Raw genomic sequence first — 26,703 nt, 5'->3', positions numbered from 1 at the left:
TGAAGCCCTCCAGGCGGCTCAGGTGTTCTACCAGTGATGGGCGAGCCAGCCAGCACCCCCACCGGCTTCGAGTTCCTCCGGCGCCTCGCGCGGCGCCTCGGGCTCCCTGCGCAAGACGCGGAGGACCTCGCGCAGGACGCCTTGCTGCGGGAACTGGAAGCGGCTCAGCGGGTCGAGCTCGGGGAGGCCCGAGCATCCTACGGTGCCACCATCGTCCTGAACCAGGCGCGGAACCACGTCCGGAACGCACGCCGTCGGGGGGAGGTCCTGACCTCGTTCGATGATCACGAGCCTCAGGCGGAGTGCCCGACCCCAGAAGAGATGCTCCGCAGGCAGCAGCGAGAGGCGCTCCTCCACGACCTGATCAACCAGGTCGACCCCAAGTACCGCGACGTCTTGATCAAGCACGCGATCGAGGAGGTGCCGCTCGTCGAGATCGCCTCCGAGCAGGGGATCAATCCGAAGACGGTGAGGACACATTACCGCCGAGCGCTGGAGGACCTCTACGCGGCCGTGGAACGCCGGAGGGCGCGGCAGCGCTCGCACGGATGGGACGACGCTGCGTGCGTCCCGTTCGCCTTCCATTTGCGCTGCCGCGAGGGGTGGCTGAGCAAGCTAGGCCGCCTGGGCATCAAGATCCTGGTCCAGGGAGCGATCGTCGTGCTGACCGGCGCCGTCGTCGCGGCATTGCCGGACTCGTTCAACCCGGCGTCGTGGTTGCGGGCGGCGGTGGTGCGCGCTCCTGCGCCCGCTCCGGCGGTGGTGGAGATCGCGCCGCCTCCGGCCCAACTTTCCCTGCGCGCTTCGGCCACGCCCACCGCGCAGGAGGTCGCGCAGCCGGCGCAGGACCGAGGCGCACGGGCGCCTGCTCCGTCAGGCGCGCCGGTTCGTCGTACCTCGCTCCCCGTCCGCGCCGTGGTCCCAGCCGTCAGCCAGCGCGAGCAGAGCCTCATCGACGAGGCCCGAAGGGCCATCGATGACCACAACGCGGCCGCAGAGGCGCGCCGATTGCTTGAGACACATGCGCGGGAGTTCCCGCAAGGACAGCTCGCCGCGGAGCGCGAAGCACTCCTAGCGCAGATTCGCTGAGCCCTCGGCGTCCCTCCAACAGCCAGGAGGCGGTGACGCAGGTGGTGTCGTTGGACAGCACAAGGCCGAGATCTGCCCTGCGTCTAGACAAGGATATTCACGTCCAGGAGACGAAACGCGATGAATTCGATGGAGGATCTGCTTGGTGCAATGTGGCTCATTTCGCCGCTCGGGCTCGCGATGATCGCCTGCGTCGCGATCGGCTTCGCGGTCACCGCGCGCGAAGCGCTCGGACGCGAGCGCGGGCTTCGCGAGGCGCGCGAGCACGCGCATGATGACGACGAGGCAGCCCTCACCGATGCGAAGGAGCAGGCTGCGGCGGAGCGGGACCGATGCCGGCGCCTTCTGGACTGTCACGTCGACGCGGCACTCGCGGAGCTGACAGACGCCCGTGCGCGCCCCGTCCCCTGGCCAGGAAGGGTCCTCGAGTCGTTCTGCGCGACGACGCCTTCGTGGAGGAGGAAGCTGGCCGAGAGCACGGGGTTGGAGCCGAAGGAGGTGGAACGGTTGCTGAGGAGCGACCTCCCGATGACGCCCAGCCTTGCCCGGCAGCTGGAGGCCTTCACCGGCACGCCGGCGCGGTACTGGGAGCGCCTCTGGCAGCTGCACGACGACCACCGGACCGACGCCGAGGAGACCGTAGTGATCCAGGTCGGCGAGCCCGTCACCAAGCGCGAGAGCTCGGCGCGTCCCGCGTCGTCGCCGGCGCAGAGCTCGACACCGCCGACGCTACCTCCCCGCGCGCTCGACGTTCCTCCGCCTGTGGTCCCGTCTCCCGAGCTTGCGGCCAGGAGCCCGCGGGCGAAGCTCCCGCCGCCTCCACTGCCGCGGCTTCGGTCGCCGCTCCCTGTCCGCGCCGCCACGGGGACTGAGCCCGCCCGGCGCGCTGCGACGCTGACGAGCTTCCCGGTACAGCGTGCCGAAGGCGGGAAGGGTTCCGCAACGGCTGCCGATTGGGAGGACGTAGAGCGCTCTCCGCTGAACACGACACTTCCGGGGGTCGGGAGCCATGGGTGAATTACGTAATATCATCATGCTTCGGGAAGCCAGCGAGAACTCTGTGCGGGGAGTGGGATTGCAATGAGCGTCAAGGGCCTGGTTGTCCACTTTCGGCGCGACTTGGATGACGATGAGGCGCAGCGAACGATCGACGCTCTGATGATGATCAAGGGCGTTGTCAAGGTGGCATCGGTCAAGGCCGGTTACGAAGACGAACTGAACCGGCAGCGGGTCAAGCGAGATTTGCTAAGCAAGATTGACGGGCTTCTGAGGGATGACGAGGCCACGATCTAGCTGCCGACGAACCCGCGTCATCGTGGCGTCGACGCAACCTGCCCGCCGCGCCGCAATTTGCCTACCGCGTCAAGTACGGAGGGCGCGGCGGCACCCACCGCGTGATGACGCCGGTCGAGCTGCTGGCGCGGCTCGCGGCGCTGGTACTGCCGCCCAGAGTTCCGCTCGTGATCTATCACGGCGTGCTCGCGCGACACTCCAAGTGGCGCACCGCGGTGGTGCCCAAGCCGCCGGGTGTCGTGCACGCTCACGACCTTCCGGCGAGCGGCAGCGGGACCGTAAAGTGCGATGCGGCAACGCCAGCCTTGATGCAGCCGCCAACGCCGAAGCGCGCCGCGCCCGTCCCCGTGCCACCTCGCGCGGAGCGGACGTCCGCGCCGGGGGGCGCCGCCGTACCCTTCAGCCCGCAAACGTTCTCCTCACCGCCGCTCGCAGCAGCACCGGCCGGGCCCGCCGTGATGCCCGCGGCTTGCTGCGCGGTGGCCGCTGTTGCCGGCGACGTCGTGATCACGGACTTCGGCATCTCCGTCCGCCACCTCGACAGGCTGCTCGGCGGCCTGCTGCTCGCGACCTCGCCGCGCATCGCCTGGGCCAAGCTCATCCGTCGAACGTTCGGGCTCGACGCCCACCGTTGCGCGCATTGCGCCGGCCGCCTGCGCCTTCTCGCCGCCATCACCGAGAAGGCAACCGCCAGGAAGATCCTGGAACACCTCGGCCTGCCCGCCGATCCGACCTCGCCGCGATCCCAGACCCGCGACCCGGACGACCCGGCCTCCTGGATGGACGGCGCCGCAAAGTTGCGAGCCGCCACGAGACCGCCGACGGTCACCCGACCAGACGCCGGGACGAGGCGAACGTGTGGGCGCGAGGCACGCCGGCGCCCCCGTTTGAACGAGCTCAATCTGGGCGGCGCGTACAGTAGAGTGGTAACCGCTGACCCCAACGGGACACGCTTACCTGTTAAAATTACTCGGTTTTTCTGGATGGCACGACCACGTCGTGGATGTGGCGTTAGGTTAACTGGATGGGCGGGGCAAATTTCCTCTTCACTTCGGGAAGTCGGTAGGGCTCCCTATCCGCCGGAGCGGTGGAAGGAGGAACGCACCGGCCTTGCCGCCCGCGACTGGGTCGCCTACAACGCCGGTCTGGATGGGGCGGATGCTTGTTAACGGGCGGATCTCGAAGACCGCGTCCTGGGTTGTGCTCGCAGCGGACGTGCTCAAGAACACCTAGGGGTCGGACCTGGGACCTCTCCAGACGCCGGGAGCCGTCGACCTCGCTCGCGCTCCGCGCTAGCATCCCAGCCCTTCCCGCGAGGAACGGTGCGCATGCTGAAGTTGACACGATTCCAGGTGATGGGCTTCCGGTCGGTGCAGGATAGCGGCTGGATCGAAACCGACACAGTTACGTCTCTGATCGGGGTGAACGAGTCGGGCAAGACGAACCTGCTTCTTCCTCTCTGGAAGCTGAACCCGGCGAAAGACGGCGCGATCGTGCCGCTCGCGGACTTCCCGCGCAGCGAGTACAGCGAGCTCCGCCAGGTCAGCCAGGATCGCGCGTTCATCTACGCCGACTTCGAGACGGACGCCGAGCTGGCCATAGCGCTGGCAGACCTTACCGGGATATCAGTGGATCACTTCAACGTCGTGCGGTTCACCTGCCGCTTCGACGGCCAGCGTCACGTCACCTTCCCTAACGCCGAACCGCCGCGCTCCGTCCCCGCAGTCGACGTCCGTGAGTTACTGGCGAATGTGCGCGGAAAGATTGAGAAAGAGTCCGGCGAGAACGTCCGCCGCGCATCGATGACGACGGCAATCGATGGAGCACTACGCATCTTGGCGGATGTCGACCTGGTGGACCGCGACGCGCTCTCGAACGTGAGCGCTTCCCTCTCTGAAGTCGCCCTCCCCGAAACGACGTCCACATCGTTGTCGGCCTGTTGGATGGCGCTCGTCGAGGGAATCGACGACACTATGAAGCGTATCAGTATGTCGCATCCGAACGAGCGCGAGGACGCGAGGAACCTCGCGCTCAAACGCTTGCCAGCGTTCGTTTACTACTCCAACTACGGTAATCTCGACTCCGAGATCTACCTCCCGCACGTCATCCAGAACATGAAGCGGGAGGGCCTCGGCGCGAAAGAAGAGGCGAAGGCCCGTACCCTCAAGGTGCTCTTCGACTTCGTCAAATTGAAACCCGAGGAGATCTTGGAGCTGGGCAAGGCCGCTGCGACAGCCGGTGCACCCAAACCGTCGCAGGAGGCCATCACTGCCGCAGCAGAGCGCACAAAGGAGCGAAGCGTGCTCCTCCAGTCGGCCAGTTCGCGGCTCACCAAGGAATTCCGCGCCTGGTGGAAGCAGGGCAACTATCGCTTCCGTTTCGAGGCTGACGGTGATCACTTCAGAATATGGGTGTCGGATGACAAGCGCCCCGAGGAGGTGGAATTGGAATCGCGGAGCACCGGCCTCCAGTGGTTCCTCAGCTTCTTCCTCGTCTTCCTCGTCGAGAGCAGTGACGCTCACGAGAATGCGATCTTGTTGCTCGATGAACCCGGACTCTCGCTCCACCCGCTCGCCCAGAAGGACCTCTCTGCGTTCTTCGACAACCTCTCCAGAACGAATCAGCTCCTGTACACCACGCACTCACCGTTCCTGGTCGATCCCGATCGGCTCGACCGCGTGCGCGCCGTGTACGTCGATGCGAACGGCGCGACTGCGGTGTCTGCCGACCTCCGCGCGGGGAAGTCGACGTCGTCGGAGGCGAAGTCCGTCTATGCAGTCCATGCTGCGCTCGGCCTCTCAGCCTCGAATGCGCTTTTGCATGGCTGCACAAACGTGATCGTGGAGGGCTCGTCCGACCAACACTACATGAGCGGCATCAAGACCGTCTTGATCGGCCTAGGAAGAATTAATCCGCAGCGGGAGATCATCTTTCATCCCGGCGGCGGTGCAAAGGGCGTGGCTGCCATTGTGCCGATCATCACAGCGCGGGATGAAGCGCCTCCCTATGTGATTCTCGATTCCGACGGCCCAGGCATCGACTTCGCCAAGAAACTGAGGAGTGGACCGATCTACGCTGGCGACGCGGGAAAGAGGATCACGAATATCGGCGATGTCCTCGGCGGGCTCCAGGGGGCCGAGGTCGAGGACTTGATGCCGCACAACCTGATTGTGGATGCCGTAAGCCGCACGTATCGCGGGGAAGATGAGGACTTCCGCGATGTGGCGGTTGAGGGGAAGCCCATTGTTCCCCAGGTCGAGGCGTATGCCTCGAAGCATGGCATCACTCTGGATCAGGGGTGGAAGGTCGAGCTGGCGAAGACGGTGAAGGCTCGTTTGCTCAAGACAAGAGAGCTTTCGCCCGCAATAATCGATCTCTGGGCGAAGCTGTTTGAGCCCTTCTCGTCCCCGGTCGACGCCGTTGCAGGCACGAAAAGATAAGTCGAGTAACTTCAATATCGCAACCCTTGGTGACCATTGTCCGAATCGCCAATTGGGGCGGCGCGTACAGTAGAGTGATACCCGCTGAGCCCACGGGACACGCTTACCTGCTAAAATTACTCGGTTTTTCTGGATCGCACGACCACGTCGTGGTTGTGGCGTTAGGTTAACTGGAGGGGCGGGGCAAATTTTCTCTTCACTTCGGGAGGTCAGTAGGGCTCCGTATCCGCTCAACCTGCAGCAGATCGAGCTCACGCGGCGCGAGTCGTGCGTCTGCGCGTCGCGGCCCGTCGTCGTGCGCCCGCTCACGGCGCCGCCGCCGCCGCGCAGGGCGCCGCAGCTGCTCGGCGGCCGGCGCGACGAGCTGGAGCGCGCACTCGAGCAGGCCGTGGGCATCCCGGCCGCCGCCCTCGGGGGCTGGCCCGCCGAGCTGCTCTCGGCGCTCGAGGCGGAGCGCGAGGGGCGCGAGGGCCGCTTCGTGCAGGCGCTGGAGCGCCTCCTCGACATGGCGACGCTCGACGGCGTGTTCCTCGACATATTCCAGAGCGTGATCACGCTCGTCCGCGCGCGGCTCCGCCGTCCGTTGTTGATGATCGCGGCAATCCGCAGGGATTCGGTGAAGTTCACCGGTGAAATCCGCGCCCGGTGCCGGTGAAACCCGCATCCGACGCCGGTGAAGTTCACCGGTGAAGAGGCGGCTCAGTGCTTCTTGGCGCGGCGCTGCTTGATGCGGGAGGCGCTCAGCTCCTTGGCTTCCTTGAGCCGGTAGCTCTCGGCCTCGATCTCGATCACCTCGGCGCGGTGCACCAGCCGATCGACGAGCGTGACGACGCAGGCGGCGTGCGGGAAGTAACCACCCGACCAACGCCATCGTGACCAGCCCGTCGGGGCCGGTTACCAGTCCCCATCGCGACGAAGGAGGAAGCGATGGCGACGAGGGTGGAGTGGGCCGATCGGGTGGAGCGATGGGAGCGCAGCGGGCTGAGCGCGGAGAAGTTCGCGCGGCGCGAAGGGTACAAGCCGAAGCAGCTCTACTGGTGGCGTTGGAAGCTGCGCGCTGACCGGCCCTCGCACCCCTCGCCCTCGTCGTTGACCGAAGCACCGCGCTTTCTGCCGGTCCACGTGGTGACGGACGCATCGGTCGCCGCGCCGGAGCCGATCGAGATCGCCTTACCCAACGGGCGGGTGGTGCGGGTCCGGCCGGGGTTCGACCCGGCCACGCTCGAGCGGGTACTGGCGCTCGCGGCCGAGGAGACGCCGTGCTGACGCTGCCGCCGTCGGTGCGCGTGTACGTCGCCGCCGAGCCCACGGACCTGCGCAAGAGCTTTGATGGGCTGTCGGCCTTGGTCTCCCAGCGCTTCGGAGCCGACCCACTCTGTGGGCATCTGTTCGTGTTCAGGAATCGGCGAGGTGACCAGATGCGCGTTTTGTTCTGGGACCGAACTGGCTACATGATCGTGGCGAAAAAATTGGCCCGCGGACGATTCCATCTCGCCCGCGACCTGCCCAAGGGGACCACCCACGTCGAGGTCGAGGCGGCCGAGCTGTCGCTGATGCTCGAAGGGCTCGACCTGTCCCAGGCCGTACGGCGCAAGCGTTGGCGGCCTGGCGTGAGAAAAATTGCTCCGTCGAAGCAAAGCTTGATGGATGCGCGCGGGATAGCTATCTCGCGCGCCACGTGACCAGTCCTCTTCAGTCCCAGGCACAACTGCCGGCCGATCTGGCGGACGTGCGGCGCAAGCTCGAGCAGCTGGCGGCCGCCGGGCAGATCCCGGAGCTCATCGAGCTGGTGCTCGGGCTGCTGGTCCAGCTGCGTGACAAGAACACCGCGCTCTCGGCGAGGCTCGCGAGCGCGCTGCGCGACCTGTACGGCCGCAAGAGCCAGCAGGTCTCCACCGAGCAGCTGATGCTGATGTTCGCCGAGCTCGGGGCGGAAGCGCCGCCGGGGGCGGCGGGCTCGGAGCTCGGCGCGGACGCTCCGCCGCAGCCGGAGCAGGGGCTGGTGCCGCAGCCCCCTGAGCCGCCGAAGCCGCCGCGAGGACGGGGCGGGCGCGCGCCGCTTCCCGAGCACCTGCCGCGTGAGACGCGTGTGGTGCCCGTCCCCCAGGCTGAGCGGACGTGCCCGCAGTGCGGCGCGGACAAGCAGTGCATCGGCCATCGTACGAGCGAAGTGCTCGAGTTCGTTCCGGCGCAGTTCAAGATCATCGAGGAGCAGCGGGAGAAGCTCGCCTGCCCGCGCTGCCCGGAGCAGGGCGTCACGACGGCCGATAGCGAGAAGGTGATGGATCGAGGCCGTCCGGGACCGGGGCTGCTCGCCAGCATCCTTGTCGAGTGTTACTGAGCACCGTCGTTGATGCCGATGATGCGCTTGTCGAGCCAGCTCTTTGATGGCGGGGCGGCCGGCTCACCGCAGCGCACCATCGCCGAGGCGGATCATGGTCGATGGCGACGTTGTCCGGGGGCAGCAAGCTGCCAGGACCTTCTCCGGCGATGCATTGCGCCGCGTTCGATCAAATTCTCAGCGTAGCTCCTCCTGAGCACGATCGCGTCGGTCGAATGCGGGTGCACAGGAAAAGAGGGAGCGCGCATTCCCTTCGTCTCCCGAAAATTACCAGCACGACTCCTCGCCCGTCCGCGTCACGAACGGGGTAGGTCAGCGACAGGAGCGGAGCATCGGCGCGGCGCGGGCCACAAAATAGGCGACGGGAGGAGCTCGTTTGGCCGCGTGCCCCCTCCCGTCGTGCTCCGAATCGCTTGAAAGAGCGGAGCCCTCAACAGATCGTCCATCTGGACCTCGATGTCAAAGGCTGGCTCGCTTCACCGCCCACCGTAGATCGCGCGCGGCCAGCCCGCTGCCCGCGTTGCGGTGCCGCGGCTTGCCCGCTGGGGGGCGGGTTGGGGCTGTGGGGTCACGGCTCGCGGTCCCGGCAGGTACGCGGGCCGCTGGCTGCCGGCGAGCGCGGCGGGCTCGTCACGATCGAGGTGCGCCGTTATCGATGCCGCCGCTGCGGCGCGACGATCACGGTCGTACCGCGGGGCGTCGCACCGCGACGGCACTTCGCCGCGACGGCGATCGGTCTGGCCCTGCTGCTCGTCGGCATCGCCAGTGCAGCGCTCATCGAGGTGCGGCGGCGTGTCAGCCCCTGGTCTGCCAGCTTCGATGCCGACAGCTGGGCGACCGTGCGGCGCTGGTTACGCGCCATCGACCAGGGGCGCCTCTTTCCGTCAGTCCGCCCCAGTCCCCTTGCTGCTTCGCTGCGGCAGCGGGCCGAGCGGGCCGCGATGACGCTCGTCGCGATGGCGCCTTTTGCGGCCGAGGTCCTCGAGGCCGCCGTCATGGCCGGCGCCGCGCGAGCTGCGTGATGGCGAGCGGCCCGCTTCTCGGGCTCATGTCGGGCTCCACCCGGCTGGATCCTCGGTCGGCGGAGCGCCTTGCGCTTGGATGGCTGTGCGGCCGGTGCGGTGTCACCGGTCCGGAAAGGACACGACGTGCAAGACCCCCTCAAGCCGAAGGACCACGCGGAAGCGGTAGCGCTCTATCGCAGTGAGATCATCGGCTCGCTCATGCACCGCGAGCTCGACCGGGGAGAGCTCGCCGAAGCGCTCGCCGACCTGAGCAAACAGCGGTTTCGCCCACCGCGCGCCCATTCTCCGCGCACTTACTCGGTCCCCACGCTCGAGCGTTGGTACTACGCGTACAAGACCGAAGGTCTCGAAGGCTTGCGTCCCAAGCCCCGCAAGGACAAGGGACGGGCGCGCGAGCTCACCCCCGAGCAACGGCAGATGCTGCTCGACATTCGAGAAGAGCACCCGAGCGCCTCGGTCTCGCTCATCCTCGACACGCTGATCGCGGCGGGCCGGATCGACAAGGAGGCCATCTCCGCCACCACGGTGCGACGCCTGTACGCCGAACACCGCCTTGATCGCGTCGCGCTGCGCGATCGCACGGGCGGCAAGGTGCGGTTGCGCTGGCAGGCCGAGCACCCCGGCGCTCTGTGGCACGGCGACGTGTGTCATGTGTCACCGATCCTCGTTGGCGGCAGCGTGGCGCCGGTGCGGATCCACGCGCTGCTCGACGACGCCTCCCGGTACATCCTCGCGATCGAGGCGATGAGCGCCGAGCGGGAGGTCGACATGCTGGCGCTCTTCATCCGAGCACTGCGCAAACATGGCGCTCCCGACGCCCTCTACCTGGATAACGGCTCGACCTACCGCGGGCACACCTTGCACCTGGCGTGTGAGCGACTCGGCACTACCCTGATCCACGCCCGTCCGTACGACGCCCCCGCGCGCGGCAAGATGGAGCGCTTCTGGAGGACGTTGCGAGAGAGGTGCGTGGACTTCACCGGAGCGCTCGGCTCGCTGCACGACCTCAACGTCCGGCTCTACGCCTGGGTCGACGAGCACTACCACCGCACACCGCACGCGGCGCTCTTCGGCAAATCCCCCGCGCAGGTGTACGAGGGGTATCCCCACGTCACCGACAACCTCGACGAGCGGAAGCTCCGCGACGCGCTCACGACCCAGGCCCGTCGGCGCGTCCGACGCGACAGCACGCTCTCGATGGATGGAGAGGATTGGGAGACCGATCTCGGCTTCCTCGCCGGCCACCTCGTCACGGTGTCGCGGTGCCTCGTCACGCCGAACGAGCCGCCCTGGATCGAACACGAGGGCAAACGCTTCGCCCTGCACCGGGTCGATCCGGTGAAGAACGCCCGTCGCCCGCGGCCGGCCTGCAACCTTGATGTCGCGCACGAGGCGCGGGTGCCCTTCGACCCGCCGAAAACGCTTCTGGACAAGGCTCTCGGACGAACGCCCCGCGATGGCGAGGAGGAATGACCATGGACTTTTGTAGCTACTTCAGCTTCACCGCAGAGCCATTTTCAAAGGAGGTCGAAGACGGCGAGCTCTGGCTCCCTCCGTCCAAGCAGGCGATACTCGAGATGCTCATCGAAGCGGTGCACGCCAGAAAGAGCGTGCTCCTCGCTGGTGACCCAGGCGTTGGCAAGACGTGTCTCCTCCGCGCGCTCCGTCATGCCCTTTCGCCGCAGACGTTTCGCTTGACCTACTGCGCCAACGTGACGCTTGGACGCCGGGACTTCTATCGCCAGCTCTGTCTGGCGCTCGGTCTCGCGCGCTGCAGCACCGCTGGAGACGTCTTCTACGCGGTCAGCACGCACGTCGAGGAACTCGCGAAGGAACGAGTATTTCCGGTCTTCGTCCTCGATGAGGCCCATCTACTTCATCAGGATACACTCGATCATCTTCACATACTCCTTAATTACGCCTGGGATAGCCGCGCATTGCTTTCGCTCGTGTTGCTTGGCTTGCCCGAGCTCGGCGAGCGGCTCCGCGTGCGCCGCAATCGCTCCCTGTATTCGCGCCTCCATTACCGATTGACCATCGATCCGCTCACGCCGGACGATACGGCCGACTATCTGCGTGTACGTCTCAACCGAGTCGGCTGCGCGAAAGAGCTCTTCACCACCGACGCGATCGCGATGCTGCACGAGGCGGCCGCCGGCAGCCTGCGCGACACCGACCGACTCGCCACGGCCGCTCTTCGAGCCGCTGCGCGCAAGAAGCGCAAGCTCGTCGAGCGCGATGTCTTCAGCCGCATCCTGCAACTGGACGCAGAGGAGCCCGGATGAACCCCGCCCCCCTGGCCGAGGGGGACACGCGGCGCGGTGACGTCGAGGGCAGCGCAGTCGCCGCCCTCGTCGTTTCCCTCGCGCTCGCCCGCGACGCGCTCACCGCGCCCTACCCGAGCGACCCGGATCCGCTTTGCCCTCGCCTCTACGCCGTCGACGTCGTGCTCCACTACCTCGATCGGCTCGACCACGCTCTCGCTCGCTACCACGCCGTCCTCGACGGCGATGACCGCCTCCCCCTCCACACCGACTGAACGCACCGGCGCTCTGCGACCACCGCAGTCACCCCGGTGCCTCGCCTCGCTGCAATCGCGGTGAGCGGAGATCCGGGTCGACGATGGCCATCACGGAGCCGGATCTTCCGGCCATCAAGCAGCCTGCTCGGTAACAGTCGAGAAGTTCGAGGACGCGATGCCGCTGTATCGGCAGTCGCAGCAATACGCTCGCTTCGGCGTGTCGCTGTCCCCGTCGACCCTGGGCGACTGGTCGGCCTTCGCGCTCGACGTGCTCGCTCCGGTGGCTGAGCGGATCGAGGAGCGGGTGCTGGGCTCGTTCTACCTGCGCGCCGACGACACGGGGATGCGGGTGCTCGACCGCGATCATCCGGCGGGGGTGAAGCGAGGCCACATCTGGGCCTTCGTCGGGGCGGGTCTCGTGGCGTTCCTGTACGCACCGGACTGGAAGGCGAAGCATCCAGCCGCGCTGCTGCAGGGCTTCACCGGCTACTTGCAGGGTGATGGATACGCGGGCTATGGCGCGATGCTGCGCGGAGGCGAAGACGGCGAGATGATCGTGCCCGAGGAGCGTCGGCTCGGTTGCGGGATGCACATCCGCGCCAAGTTCGAGAAGGCGGCCAAGGGCGGCGACACGCGGGCCGCGGTGGCGCTCTCGTACTTCAAGGCCATCTACCGAATCGAGGCAGCTTGCAAGGAGGAGGCGCTGTCCACGGAGGCGCGCCTGACGCGCCGGCAGGAGCGGTCGCTCCCCGTTGTGGACGAGCTCTATCAGTGGATTCACGAGCTGCACCTTCGGCTCGTACCAGGCACGCCGCTCTGCATCGCTACCCAGTACGCCATCAACCAGGAGGCTACGTGGCGGCGCTGCTTCACGGATGGCCACTTCGAGATCGACAACGGCGAAGTGGAACGGCAGCTAAGGCGTGTGGCGCTGGGAAGAAAGAACTATTTGTTTGCGGGCTCGGACAAGGGGGCTGAGCGCCTGGCCATTGGCTATACGATCTTCGGCTCGTGTCGGATGCACGGAGTCAACCCGCTCGCCTGGGCGACGGACGTGATCGGCAAGTTGCAGGCGGGCTGGCCACGCGGTCGGCTCGACGAACTGCTGCCCGACGCATGGGCGAAATCGCCGCGCGCCGCTCCGGTCGCCGGCGACGCCGACGCGACCTGAACAACGCAAGCCTCGGTCGGCGACGCAGGCGGAGACCGCCTCGCCGGGCCGTCTTTCAGGACCGCCTGTGCCCGGGCCGAGGCGTGGGCCGACGCCGCCCCGCGCCCAGCATCGTCGACCCCGGCGAGAGCCGCAAGGGGGCGTGCCCATGGCGATGGCCGGGCGCTTACTGCGGGAAGACCTGGCCCCAGTCGGAGAATGCCTTGTTCGTGCTGAGCAGGATCGGCTTCTGCGCGTCGTAGCGACGAGTGACGACCTCGAACAGCAGGTCGGCGTAGCGGCCATCGTAGGAGAGATAGTCGACTTCATCGATGCAAAGAAGGGCGGGAACCGTGTAGCGGTGCAGCCGGCGCGCGAGCGCGGCCGAGGACTCCTACGCGGCGAGGTCGGCAAGCATGTCGCTCGCGGTCGAGAAGCGGACCGTGTGGCCGCGGACGACGGCCTGGTGGGCGACGTTCTTCAAGATCATGGTCTTGCCGACGCCGTTGGGGCCGACGAGCACGGCGTTGTGGCCGGCGGTGATGAAGCCGGGAGCGAAGAGGTCGTCGACGGCCCCGCGGTCGATTTTCTTGGGCCAGGACCAGTCGAAGTCGGCCATGGGCTTGAAGGCGGCTACGCGGGAGTTTTTGATGCGGCGTTCGAGGCTGCGCTTGTGGCGCTCGCGCTCCTCGATGGCGAGCACCTCGCGAAGCCAGGGCTTGTCGGCGAGCTCCTCCCAGCACGCGAGCAGACCAAACAGGCCGAGGCCCTTCAGGCGGGCCTTCGTCTCGGTGGGCGTTAGATCGGTCATGGCGTCGGGTCTTTCTTCAGGGCCTCGTAAGTGGCGAGCGAATGCGGCGTGACGACGAGGGCGGCGTGCTGGCCGCGCGTGACGGGGATCGAGACCGGAGGCGGCAGGTGGCGCTCGGAGCGGCGGCGGTCGATCACCTGGCGCACGGCGCCAACGTGGATGGTGTCGCGCTCGATCACCTCGACGAGCGCCTCTTCGAGCTCGGCGGCGCCGACGGCGTCGAGCAGGTGTAGAAGCCGGGCGATGGCGCTGCCGACGTTGTCTCCGCGCTCGGCGAGGATGCGCAGGAATGCCTGGCTGCTGCGGGCGGCGCGGGCGAGGCGATCGAGGCCGCGATGCTCGCGGGCGCGGCGCTTCTCGTCGACCAGGCGCTCGATGTGCACGGGCTGCTCGATCTGCTGGCCGCGGTCCCACGAGCGGACATGGGTCGCGACAATCTCGTTGCCGTCGGCGATGCGCAGCTGCGCGAGGTCGGCGAGGACGACCAGCGTGCGGCTCGTCCGGTCGTGGGGAACCGAGTAGTCGTTGAGATCGAAACGCGCGTAGGGGGTCTTTCCGACCTGGACCTCGACGCGCTCGTGGGCTGGAAACGGCGTGTCGGGGGGCCCGAGCAGCACACTGCGCTCGTCGTCGAAGGCCTGACGCACGGTGCGGGCGCGGTCCTCGACCCAGGAGCGATCGAGCGCTGCGGAGCTGGTCCACTCGGTCGCTTGTCGGTTGAGGTCGTCGAGATCGGCGTAGGTCCGGGCCTCGAAGAACGCCTCGCGGACGTAGCGGATGGCGCGCTCGACACGGCCCTTCTCGTTGCCGCGGGCGACGGCGACAGGGCGCGGCTCGAAGCGGTAATGCGCCGACAGAGCCAGGAGCATGGGGTGGAACCGGATCGCGTCGCCGTGACGCTCCACGACAGCGCTCTTGAGGTTGTCGTAGAGCAGCACGCGCGGGACACCGTCGATGTCGGCGAACGCCTCGACGTGCCCGCGCACGAAGAAGGGCATCGCCGCGCTCGGGAAGAAGCGCAGGAAGATCCGCCGCGAGTAGCTGAGCACCATGACGAAGGCCCAGAGCGGGCGCAGCGCCCGGCCGACGGCCAGCTTGCCGAAGTGCGCCCAGTCGACCTGCGCTTGCTCGCCGGGCAGCGTGCGCAGCCGCTGGAATGCCTCTGCGGGCTTCTTGGGGCGAAGACGGCCGATCACCCGGCGCAGATGATCGGGACCGCCCGGATAGCCCCGCTCCTTGAGCATGCCGAAGAGGCGACTGGAGCGCAGCGAGGGATACTTGCCGAGCTGCTCGACGATGAAAGGCACGAACGGGTCGACCATCGACGGGCGCGGCGGGACGACCTTCGGATCGACGCCCGCTTGCCCGAGCACGCGCTGCACGGTGGTGTGGTGCAGCCCGAGCTGGGCGGCAATGGTGCCCACGGGCCACTTCTCGCCGCGGTAGAGGCGCAGAACCTCGGCCTCCTTCTCTTTCGCGATCACCGCCGCCTCCCGTCACCGCGGAGGGCTTCGTGGGACGCGGGGAGCGCGTCGGTGAACAGCTGACCGAGCGCGCCGCTCGCGCAGGGCCCAGGGCGGAAGCCGCGCTCCGCAGAGCGAGCAGCGGCCGACATCTCGGCTCCAATCGTCATCGTTGTCCTTTCGGCCGGGGGTGATCTCCGGCGCGAGCTGAGACATCGACGCGACCGCGGCTTGTGTCACCCCGTGATGCGTCACTTTCTGCGCGGAGAACTTGTCCCGCTGCCGGTCCCGATACCGGGCCTGGCGAGCGGCATGGAGGCGGCGAGCGCGAGGCCGGGTCTGGTAGGCCACGCCGGCGCGGCGGAGCGACTCACGACGCCGGAGCGGGCCGCAGTCGGGGCAGAGGCGCTGGCCGCGATCGCAGCGACGGCAGAGGCGAAGCTGGATGCGGCAGCGGGCGCAGTGGGCGAGGCGATAGACGGATGAAGGCAACGGGCTCCATGACGCCGCTTTCTGGACCTGGAGCCCGGCTTGTGATGAAGGTGGGGCACTCCGGCAACGCGGAGCTCCAGAAGGCCCGAGGGTGGCAGCCCTCGGGCCTTCGACTTTTCGGCGGGCGTAACGTCTACGCCGCGGAGGCGAGCGCGGCCCAGATCGGCGTGGGTGCCGGCGGTGAACGGTGAACGCTGCCGATCATGGGGCCGCGATCTTCACCGGTCGGACGCGGGACGCGATGATCACCGACACCGAGCTACGCAGCCGCGTCCGGCAGTGGAATACAGCCGCGGACCAGGCTCGTCGCAAGATCGACTGGACCTTCACCGTCCGCGACGCCGAGCGGATTTTCGGATCCGACTGGTTCAACAGAATCGTGTCAGAGCACTAGTTCTTCTCACAAGTACTCGACACGAACGATAGCACTTGGCGAAACTGGAACTCCCGCGGCGTCGTAGCACGTATGCAAAATGGCATCGTTATCTCGTTCGTGGATTCGCTTATGGCAGTATCGCAGAGCGAAAGCTGCAGCATCATCGCGACGCTTCCAGTCACGAAAATGGACGATACAGGGGACGGTCATGCTGCGAAATCTATCGAGCACCTTCTGCCAGCTTGGGCCGTAGTCACGCCGAGCGATATCCTCAACGATCTCCGGTGCACTTAGATAATCATGCACATCGCTAGTCCCAGGCAGTATCACCTCCCGCATGAGAAAGGCGTACGGTCCCCAGTGCATACGGTCGGATGTCTTTAAGGAAAATTGAATACCTCCCGAATGAGTCCAATACTCATCTGGTGCGTGACCGCCAATATTGAGCCCGAGATCTTTGGCACATTGTTTCACAATTTCTTCCAGGTCGCCAAGACGCTCGTTTAGCGGGCGGATGCCGTCGGCGAATGACGTTCCGGGACGGACACGGGTCGCATGAAACCACATGATGGACTCGGGAACGGGCTTCTGGAGGCATCGGAAGATTCGCCACCAAAGAACGTCAAGCGAATCGCTGTCTGAACTATTGCAGTCGTCCTCGTACTCTCGTGGAGAGTACGAGAGAAGTTTCTGAGCCAATGTCATAGTGGACATTCGCATGAGGCCAGCAACCGAAGGCAAAGCCGTGTCGATGCTGGTGCAGTCAAGCTCCGTCATGGGTCGTCGCGCTCGTGACCATGCTCGCCCCTTACCTGACTCGCTGTTCGGCCTTGCACTCACGGCGCAAAGAACTCTTCGCGAGTTAGTGCCGACCACCTCAAACTTGTCGCAGGAAGCACTGGCCCACCATGTCTAAGACCACGAATCGGGCGAACACCTCGGATCCCGCGAACTTGTCGGACTTGGCCGACAGGACGGAACGGACCGCCCGACGATGTTATAGCGCTGTCTCTTTCAGGAGGGTCGGGTCGCATAGACGAATGTTCTGTCAATCCAGGACAAATTCCGCAGCTGGGGATTGACGTCGCCGAAGCATTGGACTTCCTTCGCGCTCGGGCAGGCCGCACGCCCATGGATCCGTCGAGGTCCTCACCACTGCATCGCCTCCGGCGCCTCCCTAAACAGCGCCCGCAGCTCCGGGATCTCGTCCCGCTGCCGCTTCATCTCGGCCCATACCGTCGGGTGGTGCGTCCGCCGGAGCGCGCTCTCCGTACGGGCGAGGTACTCGGCAGAGGCGGATGCCTTCTTCTTCAGCACGTAGCGGTGGAGCAGCGCGCAGTAGGCCTCGTAGGCGTCCTTGCGGGCGCCAGGGAGGTGGTCGCGCTCGTTCAGGTGGAGGATGTTGATGGTGTAGTTCGCGCGCTCATACTCGTGCGTTCCCTTCGAGGGGATGGGGCGGAAGAGGAAGGTCCCGCGGATGTCGAGGCGCATGAGCGTGAGCGGATCCTCGCGGCGAGGATCGATCAGCACCGGATCGCCCGGCTCGGGCTCAGTCACGGGCGCCTTGAGGGGACGGGTCACGTCAACGATGGTCCTGGACTTCGCGGAGAGCACCTGGAACCTGTTGTTCTTCGGTCCGTTGCAGGGGCCGCAGGCGTAGAGATAGTTGATCCAGGCGAAGACGACCTCCGGGTAGAGATCCTTCGGGCGGAAGTGCTCCACCTCGTCAGCGGCAGAGTCCTCGCAGTACATACAGCGGCAGCGGCCGGCGCACATCGCGGTCAGCACCTCCTTGATCGCGTCGAAGGTAGTGTCGCCCTTCCTGTTCTTCGAGGAGAAGCGGGTCTTGGCGGCCGCCACGCGTTCGGCGAAGGTCGGCAGTGCGTCGATATCCGCTTGCAGGCTCAGTAGCGCGGCTGCAGGGGTAGTGGGCAGGGTCACGGGCGGGACGTGGAGCATCGCCTTAACGCTCCCCCCTGGAGCGGACGTGCGCGGTGGTTGGGAACGTCGCGCGCAGGCGCGCCTGCTCGTCGAACTCCTCGGCCGTAAGGTCGCGCTCCAACTCGGCGTCGTTCAGCTCGGCGAGTCGTTCGAGCATCTGCTTGGCGCTGTCGGAGCGTGTCACGCCCTGCCCGAAGACGCCCGTGCCGTAGGCGTCGAGCACATTGCCGTAGCGCAGCCGATCAAGCTCGGTTCCCTGGAGCATCCGGCCGCCGGTGGTGCCCGGCTTCGGAAGGAGGAACACCGTCCCTACCTCGGCAGCTTGACACACGAGCGGGCTGTGGCTCGTGACGATGAACTGGATCCTCGGGAAGTGCTTCGTGAACCAGATTCCGACCGCGCGTTGCCAGGTCGGGTGCAGGTGCACGTCCACCTCGTCGATGAGCACGACGCCGGGCGCGCGCACCCTCGTCGGATCGCCGGGATAGAAGATCTGCTGGGCGCCGTAGGTCACCGTGAGCTGTCGCAGCAGCTCCAGCGTCAGGCTCAGGATCGAGCGGTGCCCATCGCTGAGCTGTTCGATGCCGACCGTATAGCCATTGCCGTCGGTAAAGGTGACCGCGGTGGACGAGACCTTGGTAAGCTTGGTGCCGTGGGGGAGGAAGTCGGGCTGGTTGATGAAGGCCTTGAGAGAATCGAGGATGTCCCCCTCGGGGTTCTTCTCAAGCTGTTTGTGGTCGAGCAGCTTGAGCCAGGCGATGCTTTCGGTGAGCGCGGGGCGCTCGTCGAAGAGTGAGAGGTGGCGAGCCAGGCGGGGGAGCGAGGCGAAGAGCTTCTCGTAATCGGAATCGCCGCCGGAGAAACGGCGGAAGGGGCCGTAGGCGGCGCTGAACAGGCCGGGGGAGGTGCCGTCGCGGAGGCGGCGACCGAGATCGTTGGGGGAGGTATCCTCCAGCTTGACCTGGTCGGCGTGGCGAGAAAGCTTGAGGGCGACGTCGAAGGTGACAGAGGCGCGGCCGGGATCTGGAAAGTTCCGGGACAGGGCGATGTACACCGAGCCCTCGGCGCTGCCTCGACAAAGCCACTCATTCCAGTCTTGGCGAAGGGCGTGGGCCTCGGTCTCGCTCACCAGGGCGAGGGCGAGGGATCGCAGGAACGAGCTTTTGCCAGCGCCGTTGTCGCCGATCAGCACATGCCAGCCCGGGCCTGCGGTAACGGGAATCTCCCACGTGAGCGCATCGATCGAGCGCACGCCCTGGATCGTTGCGCGCGTGACGTACGTACCCGTGCCCGTGAGCATGCTCGTCACAGCGAGGACATCGGGGTGCGCGTCGGGGAGCGAAATGCGGCGCGCACAGTCGATCGAGCGCTGCCAGGAGTCGCAGGCCTGTCGCATGTCGTCGAGTGCTGCATGACACTCGCCGAGTTGCATCAAGTCTAGAACCTGGGCCGGGAGGGCCCCAATCTGCTCGTGAAGGACCAGGGCACGCTCGATGCGCTCGATACCACGCTGGGTCTGGTCGAAGGGGACATCGCAGCTCCCCATCGCGCGCAGCACCGCGGCCTGCCCGGCGATGCGCCCGAGGCGCTCCTCGAGGCTCAGCGCATCTTGCAGTCGCTCGAGAGCGCCGGAGGGATTCCCGGTCTTGAGCAAGCACATACCGAGGTTGGCGAGGAGCGACGCGCGCCCGGGGAGATCATCGGGAGCGCGAAGTTGCACATCATCGAGCGCGCGCTCGACGCGCTCCCGTGCGCCAGAAATGTCGTCTCGCCGTAGCTCGCACATCGCCAGCTCGCCGAGGTGCTTGGCGCGTAGCCATGTGCCATGTGGCTCTTCCACGAGCTTGAGCCCTTCCTCGTGGTACCTGGCGGCGACATCGAACTCGCCGCAAGCGTAGTGGTAGCGAGCGAGGTACAACAGCGACTGACTCTGGAGGTTTCGGTTGCCTCGCGCTACGGCGAGCGCTAAGGCGCGACGGGACGCGGCGCCGGCGTTCTCCGCTTCGCCGAGCACGAGGAGCCCGCGCGAGATGCCGTTCTGCGCCTCGATAGCCTCCTCGCTCTCGGGCGGGAGGTGCGCGAGCAACTGCGTGATGCCGTCCACGGTGTCCCTGTACCGGCCGCGCCGATACTGATGATCGAAGACCCTCATGAACAGCCGGTAGGCCCCCCAATTATCACCTGCGGCCCTTGCGTTGTCGACGGCAGCCAGCACCTCCGGTACGTCCTGCTCCAGCTCACGCCACTGGATCGGGTCAGCGTACTTTTGCAGCGCTGCCTCGACATACTCCGCGTGTTGCTTCAGCGCCTGCTGTCCCTCTGGCTGGCGACGCACGAAATCTCGCCAGGGATCGAGTAAGCGCACGGAGCGTGCGTTCGTGGGTGCCAGCTGTACCTGCGCAATCTTGGTGGCAGCTGTGAGCACGACGCTTTCAGCAACGCTCTCGTCGAGGCGCGCGATCCACGCAACGGTGCTGATCGTGGTTGCCCCCGCGCTCGCCGCGAGCGCTGCCAGAACATTCCGCGAGCGTCCATCGAGGTGCGACCATACGTCGGCGAGTGGGTCGGAGACTGTCGTCGGCTTCGGTTGTGCGGCCTCGGGCAAAGGAGCCTGGAGCATGTAATCAAGCGCGAACTCTGCTGATACAGCCGCGGCGAAGGAGTGGAACCTCGGTTCGCTCTTGAAGTCGGCGAAGTCGCCGACGGCCTTCGCCACCATGATGGGCACGTCGAGCCGATGGGCCACATCACAGAATGCGGCGGCTTCCACGTCGAGACCGAGCGTCTTGCGATCGATGGCGCGCAGGCGGTCGAAGATGTCAGAGCCGGCGCGGTACGAAGAGACTGTCGCCAGCACGCCGAAATGCACGCGCAGGGGTGGCTCGCCGGGGTGGCCGTCCGGGTAGAGCGTCTGCTCCTCGAGCAGAGTGGCCCGGCCGCGGTCGGTGAGCGCCAGCGCTCCGGCGTGCTTCTCGATGTCACCGTTCTGCTCCAGCCACCGGATGACCTCCAGCCAGTCGGGGCACGAGAGCTTGCGGTCGGGATGGGCCGCCGGGGCCGGACCGCCTTCGCTCTCGTGTGCGTGGAGAGCGCGCGCGAGCCATCTACGCTGGCTCGCCTGGGTTTGAGGCCGGCGCCGCGACCACCGGCCCTCGGCGTCGAACCGGCGGGCGACATACCGCGCGTCCATCGCCCAATTGGCAGGCAGTGCGTACGAATCCAGCGAGTGGCCCTCGTCTGGGGCGCTGGGGTCGTAGCGGTAAACACGATCGGCCACGATGACATCGCCGAGCGCGACGGCGCCGCGGTGACCGGCGCAGATCCCGCAGATCGCCAGCGCGCGCGGCCTCGTGTGCTCGATCAGAACTTGCAAGCGGGCCGAGGATTGCTGGGCGCCGTCGGAGCCAACCCACGCGGCGGCGACCCGCACCGGCTCTCCAGCGGGGCGCCTCATCGCGCAGTGGTGGTAGCGAAAACCGTTCGGGAGCCGCGCCTCCTCCCAGGTCTCCGGGGGCTCGTCGAACACCCGGAGGACCGCCTCCAGTTCGTCGAGTGCCGCCGTGCACACTAGAACATCGAACCTCACCATCCTCTACGCCTCCCCCTCGCTCTCCGCTGCCTTCGTCCTCCGCCCCGCCTCGTCGTTCGAGCGTACCCACAGGCGTCGCGTGACGCCCGGGGAGCCGTCCGTGCGCACACGCAGATCCTCCGCGAGTGCGGCGCACACCCTCTGCGCCTCGGCGAGGAAGACCGCCCCGTCCAGGGTGGCGGAGGGGCCGGTCTCCCCGGCAAGGGGGCCGGGCTTGTGCTTGAGAAGGCGGTGGGTCACGGGGGCCGACGTTATACAACAGAGCGAGAGCGGCACGGAGGCCCATCCTCGGCCCTGACCAAGCCGATGGACGACCACGCAGGCTGTTGGGGCCAGGCGTCAGACAGCGGCGGAGAGCAACCCCCGTGAGCCACACGAAGACGGCGAAGTCGCTGTCGCTGGCTCACGAGGCCGATGCGTCTCGTGTCGGCGCCGGCGCCCTAGTCTCGACTTGGGCACTTTTCGTGCATCGCGCCCGCCCTTGTTTTGCAGGGCTTCCCATGCATCCGCAGGGTTTCGGGGGGCCGCGGCGTCTCCGGCGACCCGCGTGAAAGTGCGCAGGGCCTTCAGATCCAGGCTGTTCCGCAACGCCCGGCCGACAAAAAGTGCCCGAACAAAAAGTGCCCGAGTCGAGACTAGCGAGGTCTACAACGGGCGCGACGAGTGCGGGCACCTGCGTGGCGCTGAGGAGCTCCGAGACAGTGCACGCAGCGATCTGCGCGGTCGCGAGGTCGCCCGCCGCATGGGTGGCGGCGATGGTATGCGTGGGGGGCGCGACGAGCACCTGGCGCGGGTTGCTCGCCGGAGGCGTAGCCGGGGCAGCTTCAGGTCGGGGAGGGGTCGCCGGCGCTGCCTCATACGTGGGCGTCGAGGGCACCGCCGGAAGCGGCACCGAATCGTCCGGCCGACCAGAGCCTGAACGAGAGCCCGTGAGGAGGCTCGAAATGGTAATTCTGACGACCCGGTATCTCGTCGCGAGTTACCGGGATCTGGTCAGGTGTGGAAACCGCTCTGGTGACGCGCAGTTAGACCGCTTCGGGGGAGCTGCCGAGGGGCCGATTTGGGGGGCGCGAAGGGGGTCCGATTTGGTAATTTTGCGCGGAGTCGGCTGAGGGGCTCCGGCGAGCCGCCGACCTCCGTTTTGTCGCATACGTATGCAAGGGCGGCGCGCGGCGGGCACGACCGCGGGGCGGCCCGAAGGGCGCGGCGCAAGCTCGTCCAGGCGGACGCCGGGGCGGCCTGGGCATGGAGCCGAGCATGCCGCGGGGCGCGAACTCGGCGCAAGGGGCCGCGGAGCTCGTCCAGGCGGGAGGCTGGCGCAAGGCGGAGCTCGCCCAGGTGGACGCCGGCGCGGCTCGCGGCCGCGACGCCGAGCGAGCTGGCCCCGCTCGACGGCCGGGCCGTGGGATCGCCGGGAGGGGTCACCCCGCACACCGAGGTCACGTGTTCGGGCCCCTGCGAACGCCAGTCAGGTCACGGTGCCACGTGAGAACCGGCGTCCTCTTGGTCGCACGCTACATAAGACTTTAATGCCGTCGCCCTCGCCAGGAGCCGACTCTTGTACTGTGCTTTAACGCTCTTTAAAGTTGAACGGAAAATGAAGGCTTCGCTCTGGCAGGTTTCTGGTTCGGTGCTTTTGTAGACGCATGAGCTCGCGGCGCTGGTACGAGCTCGCGTGCGGAGTGGTCCGCGCGCCGAGCCACGTCCTGGAAGAGTGTTTCCAGATGAACAAGCAGACCCGGTGCCACCTGCGCGCGATCGCACGGCTGCACCCCGAGATCGGCAACCTGTGTGATCAGCTTGAAGCGCCCTGGAACGCCGTGCGAAGGATCGCGCACGCGCCGGGGGCGGCGGAGCAGTGGGAGCGCGCGGCGCAGGTGCTCGGTGAGCTCGTGGAGAAGCGCCGGGCGACGGCGCCGCGCCGGTCGAGGCTGGAGGCTGTGCGCCTGGAGGCGCTGAAGCGAATGGGACCGCCGATGGAGGGGGGAGGAAAACTTGAAAGCAGCCTGCGAGCCGCGTGGGAGGCGGCGGAGCGCGGGACGCCCGCGGTCTCAAGCCCACGTCCGAGCGATCGGCATGCTGGTCTGCGGTGCAGCGCTGCCCGGCGGGAAGCGCGCGAGTCGAGCACATGAAACGGCGTCGCGTTGGACTTTCGCCGCGTACCTCTCCCGTGCGTGCCTACCGCGCCCGCTCGCCGATCCCAATTCAGGGAGCAGGCGACGCTGGCGCATGGGCGACGTCGTGCAGCTCCAGGTGCGTCAAGGAGTGCTGCCACGGCGCCGGTACGGCGCCGCGCTCGGCCCGATGGACGAGGCCGACGGCGCAACGTTCGCCGACGTCCGCCTCGATCTCTGCGACGGCGTCGCGCTCGCCCGGGGTGGACAAGGCCCGATGGGTGGCTCTACGTCGCCTCCACGCGCGGCGTCGCCAGAGCGCGCGAATTACCAAATCGAGTCCTTCGCACCCCCCATTTCGGCCCCTCGGCAGGGCTTTCCAGAACACCCAACCCCGCGATGCGACAGGGTGTTTTCCCCAGGCAGGTCTCCAAGCAACTCGTGTCGAATTACCGGTGACACGGAATTACCGTTTCGTGCTCCTTCCAGAAGCGGCGGTCTCGGTCGCGCACGAACCCAACACAGATGGAGGTATGGCATGACACGAGCGGCTCTCGCGCGTGTATCGGCACCGCTTGCTCTTCGTCAGGCTGGTAACGGCACGCGCGCCATCGACAGAAAGAGCCTGGAGACTCCCGCCGGCGGATGGTCCAGCCCGAAGGTGAGCGACCAGCCAGCGATGGCGACGGCAACCGCGACGCTCACGATCCCGCTGGACGGGCTCACGATCACGGTGCCGCAGCCGGAGATGCTCTCGCAGAAGAACGTCGAGGCGGTCACCGGCATCCCGGCGCGCGTCTTCCTCGACACGATCCGCGCGCCGGGCTTTCCCCTGCTGATCACCAAACTCGGCAAGTTGCGCTTGGTCCAGCGCGAGTCGTTCGTTGCGTACCTGACGGCGCTGGCCAGTAAGCCGGCGTCGCGTCGCACCGCCGAGGCCGATGAGAACACTCGGGTTGCCGCCGTGCTGGCCTCTGCCGGGCTCGAACCTGTTCCGCAGCCGCCTACCGGCCGAGCGAGCTCCCGTCACGCAGATGCGAGGCGTGCTAGGCTGGCGCTGAAGTAGAGCGGGCCCGCTCGGCGCTACCAACGCCGGACGGGCCCTTGATCGACCCCCGCTTTCCCGGAGACCGACCCATGACCGACGTACCGCAGCGGCGGGCGCGCGCCAAGCGCTCGCCGGCAGTCGCTACTTCGTCCGTTCCTTCAGCCGGATCGACCGAGCGCCGCGCACGGGCGAGCCGCCCTGGCGGGCGCCCCTCGCCGCCGGAGGCGGGAGCTGCGCCCGGTGCGAGCTTACCGGGAGCGTCGAGCTCTCCAGAGCGCCCGCAGGGCACCGCGCCATCAGCGGCAGGCGACAAGCGCGCCAACGGCTCCGGGTCAGTCCGGTTGCGCAGGAACACGTGGACCGCGCGTCTGAGCCTCGGCGAGGCGGGGCGACGCACGTTCAGCCTGCCGACGTGCCGGACCGAGCACGACGCCAACGCGCGGCTGGAAGTGTTGGCCGATCTCAGCAGGCACCTGCTCGCTGCCGGACAGATCGTGCTCGGCCTGCCGCTGCTGGAGCAGGCTGCCGCGCGCGAGGGCAGCGCGCTCCGTGACGTCCGGCTCGCGATCAACCACCTGTGCAGGGGCGAAGCGCGCGCCCGTGCCTCCGGGGAAACCACCTTCGCCGAGTTCGCTGAGCGGGTTCTTTCTGGAAAGCTTGCCGATCAGTATCCGGACCATGTGAAGGCGATTCGGACAGCCGATAAATATGAGCAGAGGCTGGGTCACGTGCTCGACGTGCTAGGCCCCGTTCCCCTCGTGCGCTTCACACTCGACCATGCCGACCACGCGATGTCACGGCTGCCGGCGCACCTGGAGCCCGGATCGCGCCGGAATATTGCGATCGTCATCCATCGGCTATTGTCACTGGCTGCCTATCCGGCGCGCATCATTGCGCACAACCCGCTGCCGCGCGGGTGGATTCCGAAGATAGAAAATAATAAGGCAAAGGGCTACTTGTACCCTGACGAGGATCAACGCCTCATGAGGAGTCAGATGGTCCCGCTGTGCTTCCGGGTCTACTATGGCTTCCTCACGCGCGAGGGCATGCGAGCCGACGAGGCCGGAACTCTCGAATGGTCGGACGTCGACCTTGACCGGGGAGCCGTTGTTCTCGATGAGAACAAGACCGATGACCCCCGCGCCTGGGCACTATCGCCTGATGTGGTGCGCGCGCTTCGCGCTTATCGCGAGCTCTGGCCGGACAATCGGCGTGTCTTCGTCGGGCCAAAGGGGGACCCCTTGCCGGGTTGTCACGGGGCGGAACGCTTCAGAGATCACCTCCAACGCGCGGGAGTCGATCGACCCGAGCTGTTCGAGACCACGGAGTCGAGACTGAACATCCGATTGCACGACACTCGAGCGACCTTCATTACCATCAAGCTCGCGAATGGTCGCACGGAGACGTGGATCTCCGACCGAACCGGACACAAGTCGAGCGGCCAGATCCACCACTACAAGCGCGCCGCGCGCAAGATCGCCGAGCTTGGACTGGGCGACTTTGCCCCTCTGGATGAGGCCATCCCCGAGCTGAGAGGAAAGGGCGGCTCGGTAGGGGGAGGCCAACCCGCGTCCGCTGGAGCAGACACGGGCTCGGCGAGCGCCGAAGCTTCCGCCTCCGGCGCGCCGCCCGGTCAGACGGCGCCCCCGGGCGACGTCCCCGCCCCCGCCACGGCGGACGCTGGCGCCTTCACAGGCGGTTCGTTGGGCCCGCGTTGGGCCACGCCGGATGACGACTCGGCCGAGCGTCAGTCGGAACCCATTGAAACAATAGACATTTCTGCCGCTGACGCCTCGTCGCCGGAGAGGTCCTCGCGGAACATCTCGACGAGGGCGTTGTGCTCGAGCGTCGGCATGACGCTCGGCCTCGAGCACACCCCATGCCGACGCGAAACGACGGGAGAATCCGAGGAGAGCTCCACCTCAGGGGTGGCGGCGCCATGGCGGGGATGGATGTCGATGTCAGGCGCGGCGGCGGCGCCGGCGAGCTCGGCTCAACGGCGCACGCCGA

22 protein-coding genes and 5 pseudogenes are annotated in these 26,703 nt (G+C 67.0%); 18 read left to right on the top strand and 9 right to left on the bottom strand.

Annotation, left to right across the window (positions count from 1 at the left end):
• The first annotated feature begins 36 nt into the window (after positions 1-36).
• From POL72_RS48375 to POL72_RS48350, 6 genes are all read left to right on the top strand, one after another.
• A complete protein-coding gene (locus tag POL72_RS48375; RefSeq protein WP_272104006.1) occupies positions 37-1,089 on the top strand; it encodes an RNA polymerase sigma factor in 1,053 nt (350 codons plus the stop codon).
• Positions 1,090-1,239: 150 nt separating this feature from the next.
• On the top strand, positions 1,240-2,106 hold the full coding sequence (locus POL72_RS48370) for a helix-turn-helix transcriptional regulator (RefSeq protein WP_272104004.1): 867 nt from the start codon (positions 1,240-1,242) through the stop codon (positions 2,104-2,106).
• Between the two features lie 63 nt (positions 2,107-2,169).
• Entirely contained in the window at positions 2,170-2,382 is a 213-nt protein-coding gene (locus POL72_RS48365; RefSeq protein ID WP_272104003.1) for a hypothetical protein, read from the top strand.
• Between the two features lie 104 nt (positions 2,383-2,486).
• The gene (locus POL72_RS48360) at positions 2,487-3,551 is read left to right on the top strand and encodes a hypothetical protein (RefSeq protein ID WP_373372338.1); all 1,065 of its coding nucleotides are present in this window, start codon (positions 2,487-2,489) and stop codon (positions 3,549-3,551) included.
• Between the two features lie 159 nt (positions 3,552-3,710).
• Complete coding sequence (locus POL72_RS48355) at positions 3,711-5,822, top strand: AAA family ATPase (RefSeq protein ID WP_272104002.1); 2,112 nt, start codon at positions 3,711-3,713, stop codon at positions 5,820-5,822.
• Between the two features lie 295 nt (positions 5,823-6,117).
• Positions 6,118-6,477 (top strand): hypothetical protein, encoded by a 360-nt coding sequence (locus POL72_RS48350; protein WP_272104000.1) that lies wholly within the window; start codon positions 6,118-6,120, stop codon positions 6,475-6,477.
• 44 nt (positions 6,478-6,521) lie between these two features.
• On the opposite strand, the pseudogene POL72_RS48345 reads toward POL72_RS48350, so the two are convergent.
• Positions 6,522-6,662, bottom strand: a pseudogene (locus tag POL72_RS48345) (ATP-binding protein); the annotation flags it as partial.
• 87 nt (positions 6,663-6,749) lie between these two features.
• Here POL72_RS48345 and tnpA point away from each other — a divergent pair.
• From tnpA to tnpC, 8 genes and pseudogenes are all read left to right on the top strand, one after another.
• A complete protein-coding gene (tnpA, locus tag POL72_RS48340) occupies positions 6,750-7,088 on the top strand; it encodes an IS66 family insertion sequence element accessory protein TnpA (protein WP_272095861.1) in 339 nt (112 codons plus the stop codon).
• A complete protein-coding gene (gene tnpB, locus POL72_RS48335) occupies positions 7,082-7,504 on the top strand; it encodes an IS66 family insertion sequence element accessory protein TnpB (RefSeq protein ID WP_272095860.1) in 423 nt (140 codons plus the stop codon). Before tnpA ends, tnpB begins: the two co-directional genes overlap by 7 nt.
• A pseudogene (locus tag POL72_RS48330) lies at positions 7,501-8,154 on the top strand (transposase domain-containing protein); the annotation flags it as partial. The gene tnpB and the pseudogene POL72_RS48330, both read left to right, overlap by 4 nt.
• Before the next feature lie 422 nt (positions 8,155-8,576).
• Entirely contained in the window at positions 8,577-9,185 is a 609-nt protein-coding gene (locus POL72_RS48325) for a DUF6431 domain-containing protein (protein WP_272097401.1), read from the top strand.
• Between the two features lie 126 nt (positions 9,186-9,311).
• Positions 9,312-10,661, top strand: a complete 1,350-nt coding sequence (locus tag POL72_RS48320) for a DDE-type integrase/transposase/recombinase (RefSeq protein WP_272097400.1) — start codon at positions 9,312-9,314, stop codon at positions 10,659-10,661.
• The gene (locus tag POL72_RS48315; RefSeq protein ID WP_272097399.1) at positions 10,658-11,473 is read left to right on the top strand and encodes an ExeA family protein; all 816 of its coding nucleotides are present in this window, start codon (positions 10,658-10,660) and stop codon (positions 11,471-11,473) included. The genes POL72_RS48320 and POL72_RS48315 overlap by 4 nt, the downstream gene beginning before the upstream one ends.
• Entirely contained in the window at positions 11,470-11,727 is a 258-nt protein-coding gene (locus POL72_RS48310; protein WP_272097398.1) for a hypothetical protein, read from the top strand. The genes POL72_RS48315 and POL72_RS48310 overlap by 4 nt, the downstream gene beginning before the upstream one ends.
• Positions 11,728-11,803: 76 nt before the next feature.
• A pseudogene (gene tnpC, locus POL72_RS48305) lies at positions 11,804-12,880 on the top strand (IS66 family transposase); the annotation flags it as partial.
• A 166-nt stretch (positions 12,881-13,046) separates the two neighbouring features.
• Here tnpC and POL72_RS48300 read toward each other — a convergent pair.
• A pseudogene (locus POL72_RS48300) lies at positions 13,047-13,670 on the bottom strand (ATP-binding protein).
• On the bottom strand, positions 13,667-15,154 hold the full coding sequence (istA, locus tag POL72_RS48295; RefSeq protein ID WP_272103997.1) for an IS21 family transposase: 1,488 nt from the start codon (positions 15,152-15,154) through the stop codon (positions 13,667-13,669). Before istA ends, POL72_RS48300 begins: the two are co-directional and overlap by 4 nt.
• 658 nt (positions 15,155-15,812) lie before the next feature.
• On the opposite strand from istA, the gene POL72_RS48290 reads away from it, so the two are divergent.
• Positions 15,813-16,019 carry a hypothetical protein gene (locus tag POL72_RS48290; protein ID WP_272103995.1) on the top strand — a complete coding sequence of 69 codons (207 nt, stop codon included), beginning with the start codon at positions 15,813-15,815 and terminating at the stop codon, positions 16,017-16,019.
• A gap of 6 nt (positions 16,020-16,025) precedes the next feature.
• On the opposite strand, the gene POL72_RS48285 is transcribed toward POL72_RS48290, so the two are convergent.
• From POL72_RS48285 to POL72_RS48270, 5 genes are all read right to left on the bottom strand, one after another.
• Complete coding sequence (locus tag POL72_RS48285) at positions 16,026-16,778, bottom strand: hypothetical protein (RefSeq protein WP_272103994.1); 753 nt, start codon at positions 16,776-16,778, stop codon at positions 16,026-16,028.
• Between the two features lie 59 nt (positions 16,779-16,837).
• Positions 16,838-17,035 (bottom strand): 4-fold beta flower protein, encoded by a 198-nt coding sequence (locus POL72_RS52120; RefSeq protein WP_373372337.1) that lies wholly within the window; start codon positions 17,033-17,035, stop codon positions 16,838-16,840.
• 115 nt (positions 17,036-17,150) lie between these two features.
• Positions 17,151-17,960 carry an HNH endonuclease family protein gene (locus tag POL72_RS48280; RefSeq protein ID WP_272103993.1) on the bottom strand — a complete coding sequence of 270 codons (810 nt, stop codon included), beginning with the start codon at positions 17,958-17,960 and terminating at the stop codon, positions 17,151-17,153.
• A 4-nt stretch (positions 17,961-17,964) separates the two neighbouring features.
• Complete coding sequence (locus POL72_RS48275) at positions 17,965-21,531, bottom strand: AAA family ATPase (RefSeq protein WP_272103991.1); 3,567 nt, start codon at positions 21,529-21,531, stop codon at positions 17,965-17,967.
• A gap of 3 nt (positions 21,532-21,534) precedes the next feature.
• Positions 21,535-21,771 carry a hypothetical protein gene (locus tag POL72_RS48270; RefSeq protein WP_272103989.1) on the bottom strand — a complete coding sequence of 79 codons (237 nt, stop codon included), beginning with the start codon at positions 21,769-21,771 and terminating at the stop codon, positions 21,535-21,537.
• 1,484 nt (positions 21,772-23,255) lie between these two features.
• Between POL72_RS48270 and POL72_RS48265 the strand changes: the two genes are divergently transcribed.
• Complete coding sequence (locus POL72_RS48265; protein WP_272103988.1) at positions 23,256-23,663, top strand: hypothetical protein; 408 nt, start codon at positions 23,256-23,258, stop codon at positions 23,661-23,663.
• A 520-nt stretch (positions 23,664-24,183) separates the two neighbouring features.
• Positions 24,184-24,711, top strand: a complete 528-nt coding sequence (locus POL72_RS48260; protein WP_272103986.1) for a hypothetical protein — start codon at positions 24,184-24,186, stop codon at positions 24,709-24,711.
• 314 nt (positions 24,712-25,025) lie between these two features.
• On the opposite strand, the gene POL72_RS51495 is transcribed toward POL72_RS48260, so the two are convergent.
• Positions 25,026-25,421 (bottom strand): hypothetical protein, encoded by a 396-nt coding sequence (locus tag POL72_RS51495; RefSeq protein WP_272103985.1) that lies wholly within the window; start codon positions 25,419-25,421, stop codon positions 25,026-25,028.
• Between the two features lie 63 nt (positions 25,422-25,484).
• Here POL72_RS51495 and POL72_RS51490 point away from each other — a divergent pair.
• A pseudogene (locus POL72_RS51490) lies at positions 25,485-26,102 on the top strand (tyrosine-type recombinase/integrase); the annotation flags it as partial.
• Positions 26,103-26,703: the final 601 nt, after the last annotated feature.

Origin of the sequence: Sorangium aterium, from assembly GCF_028368935.1 — a bacterium.
GTDB lineage: Bacteria > Myxococcota_A > Polyangia > Polyangiales > Polyangiaceae > Sorangium > Sorangium atrum.
Note: the sequence above shows the minus strand (reverse complement) of the source record. Positions and strands in the feature narration are given on the sequence as shown.

What these genes read in the sequence shown, in the direction of transcription:
- POL72_RS48275 (WP_272103991.1), bottom strand. Translation starts at nt 21,531, where the DNA reads ATGGTGAGGTTCGATGTTCTAGTGTGCACGGCGGCACTCGACGAACTG.
- POL72_RS48285 (WP_272103994.1), bottom strand. Translation starts at nt 16,778, where the DNA reads ATGACGGAGCTTGACTGCACCAGCATCGACACGGCTTTGCCTTCGGTT.
- POL72_RS48355 (WP_272104002.1), top strand. Translation starts at nt 3,711, where the DNA reads ATGCTGAAGTTGACACGATTCCAGGTGATGGGCTTCCGGTCGGTGCAG.
- POL72_RS48365 (WP_272104003.1), top strand. Translation starts at nt 2,170, where the DNA reads ATGAGCGTCAAGGGCCTGGTTGTCCACTTTCGGCGCGACTTGGATGAC.
- POL72_RS48280 (WP_272103993.1), bottom strand. Translation starts at nt 17,960, where the DNA reads ATGCTCCACGTCCCGCCCGTGACCCTGCCCACTACCCCTGCAGCCGCG.
- POL72_RS48370 (WP_272104004.1), top strand. Translation starts at nt 1,240, where the DNA reads ATGTGGCTCATTTCGCCGCTCGGGCTCGCGATGATCGCCTGCGTCGCG.
- POL72_RS48375 (WP_272104006.1), top strand. Translation starts at nt 37, where the DNA reads ATGGGCGAGCCAGCCAGCACCCCCACCGGCTTCGAGTTCCTCCGGCGC.
- POL72_RS48315 (WP_272097399.1), top strand. Translation starts at nt 10,658, where the DNA reads ATGACCATGGACTTTTGTAGCTACTTCAGCTTCACCGCAGAGCCATTT.
- POL72_RS48360 (WP_373372338.1), top strand. Translation starts at nt 2,487, where the DNA reads ATGACGCCGGTCGAGCTGCTGGCGCGGCTCGCGGCGCTGGTACTGCCG.
- POL72_RS52120 (WP_373372337.1), bottom strand. Translation starts at nt 17,035, where the DNA reads ATGCGACCCGACCCTCCTGAAAGAGACAGCGCTATAACATCGTCGGGC.
- POL72_RS48260 (WP_272103986.1), top strand. Translation starts at nt 24,184, where the DNA reads ATGACACGAGCGGCTCTCGCGCGTGTATCGGCACCGCTTGCTCTTCGT.
- POL72_RS48265 (WP_272103988.1), top strand. Translation starts at nt 23,256, where the DNA reads ATGAACAAGCAGACCCGGTGCCACCTGCGCGCGATCGCACGGCTGCAC.
- POL72_RS48310 (WP_272097398.1), top strand. Translation starts at nt 11,470, where the DNA reads ATGAACCCCGCCCCCCTGGCCGAGGGGGACACGCGGCGCGGTGACGTC.
- tnpA (WP_272095861.1), top strand. Translation starts at nt 6,750, where the DNA reads ATGGCGACGAGGGTGGAGTGGGCCGATCGGGTGGAGCGATGGGAGCGC.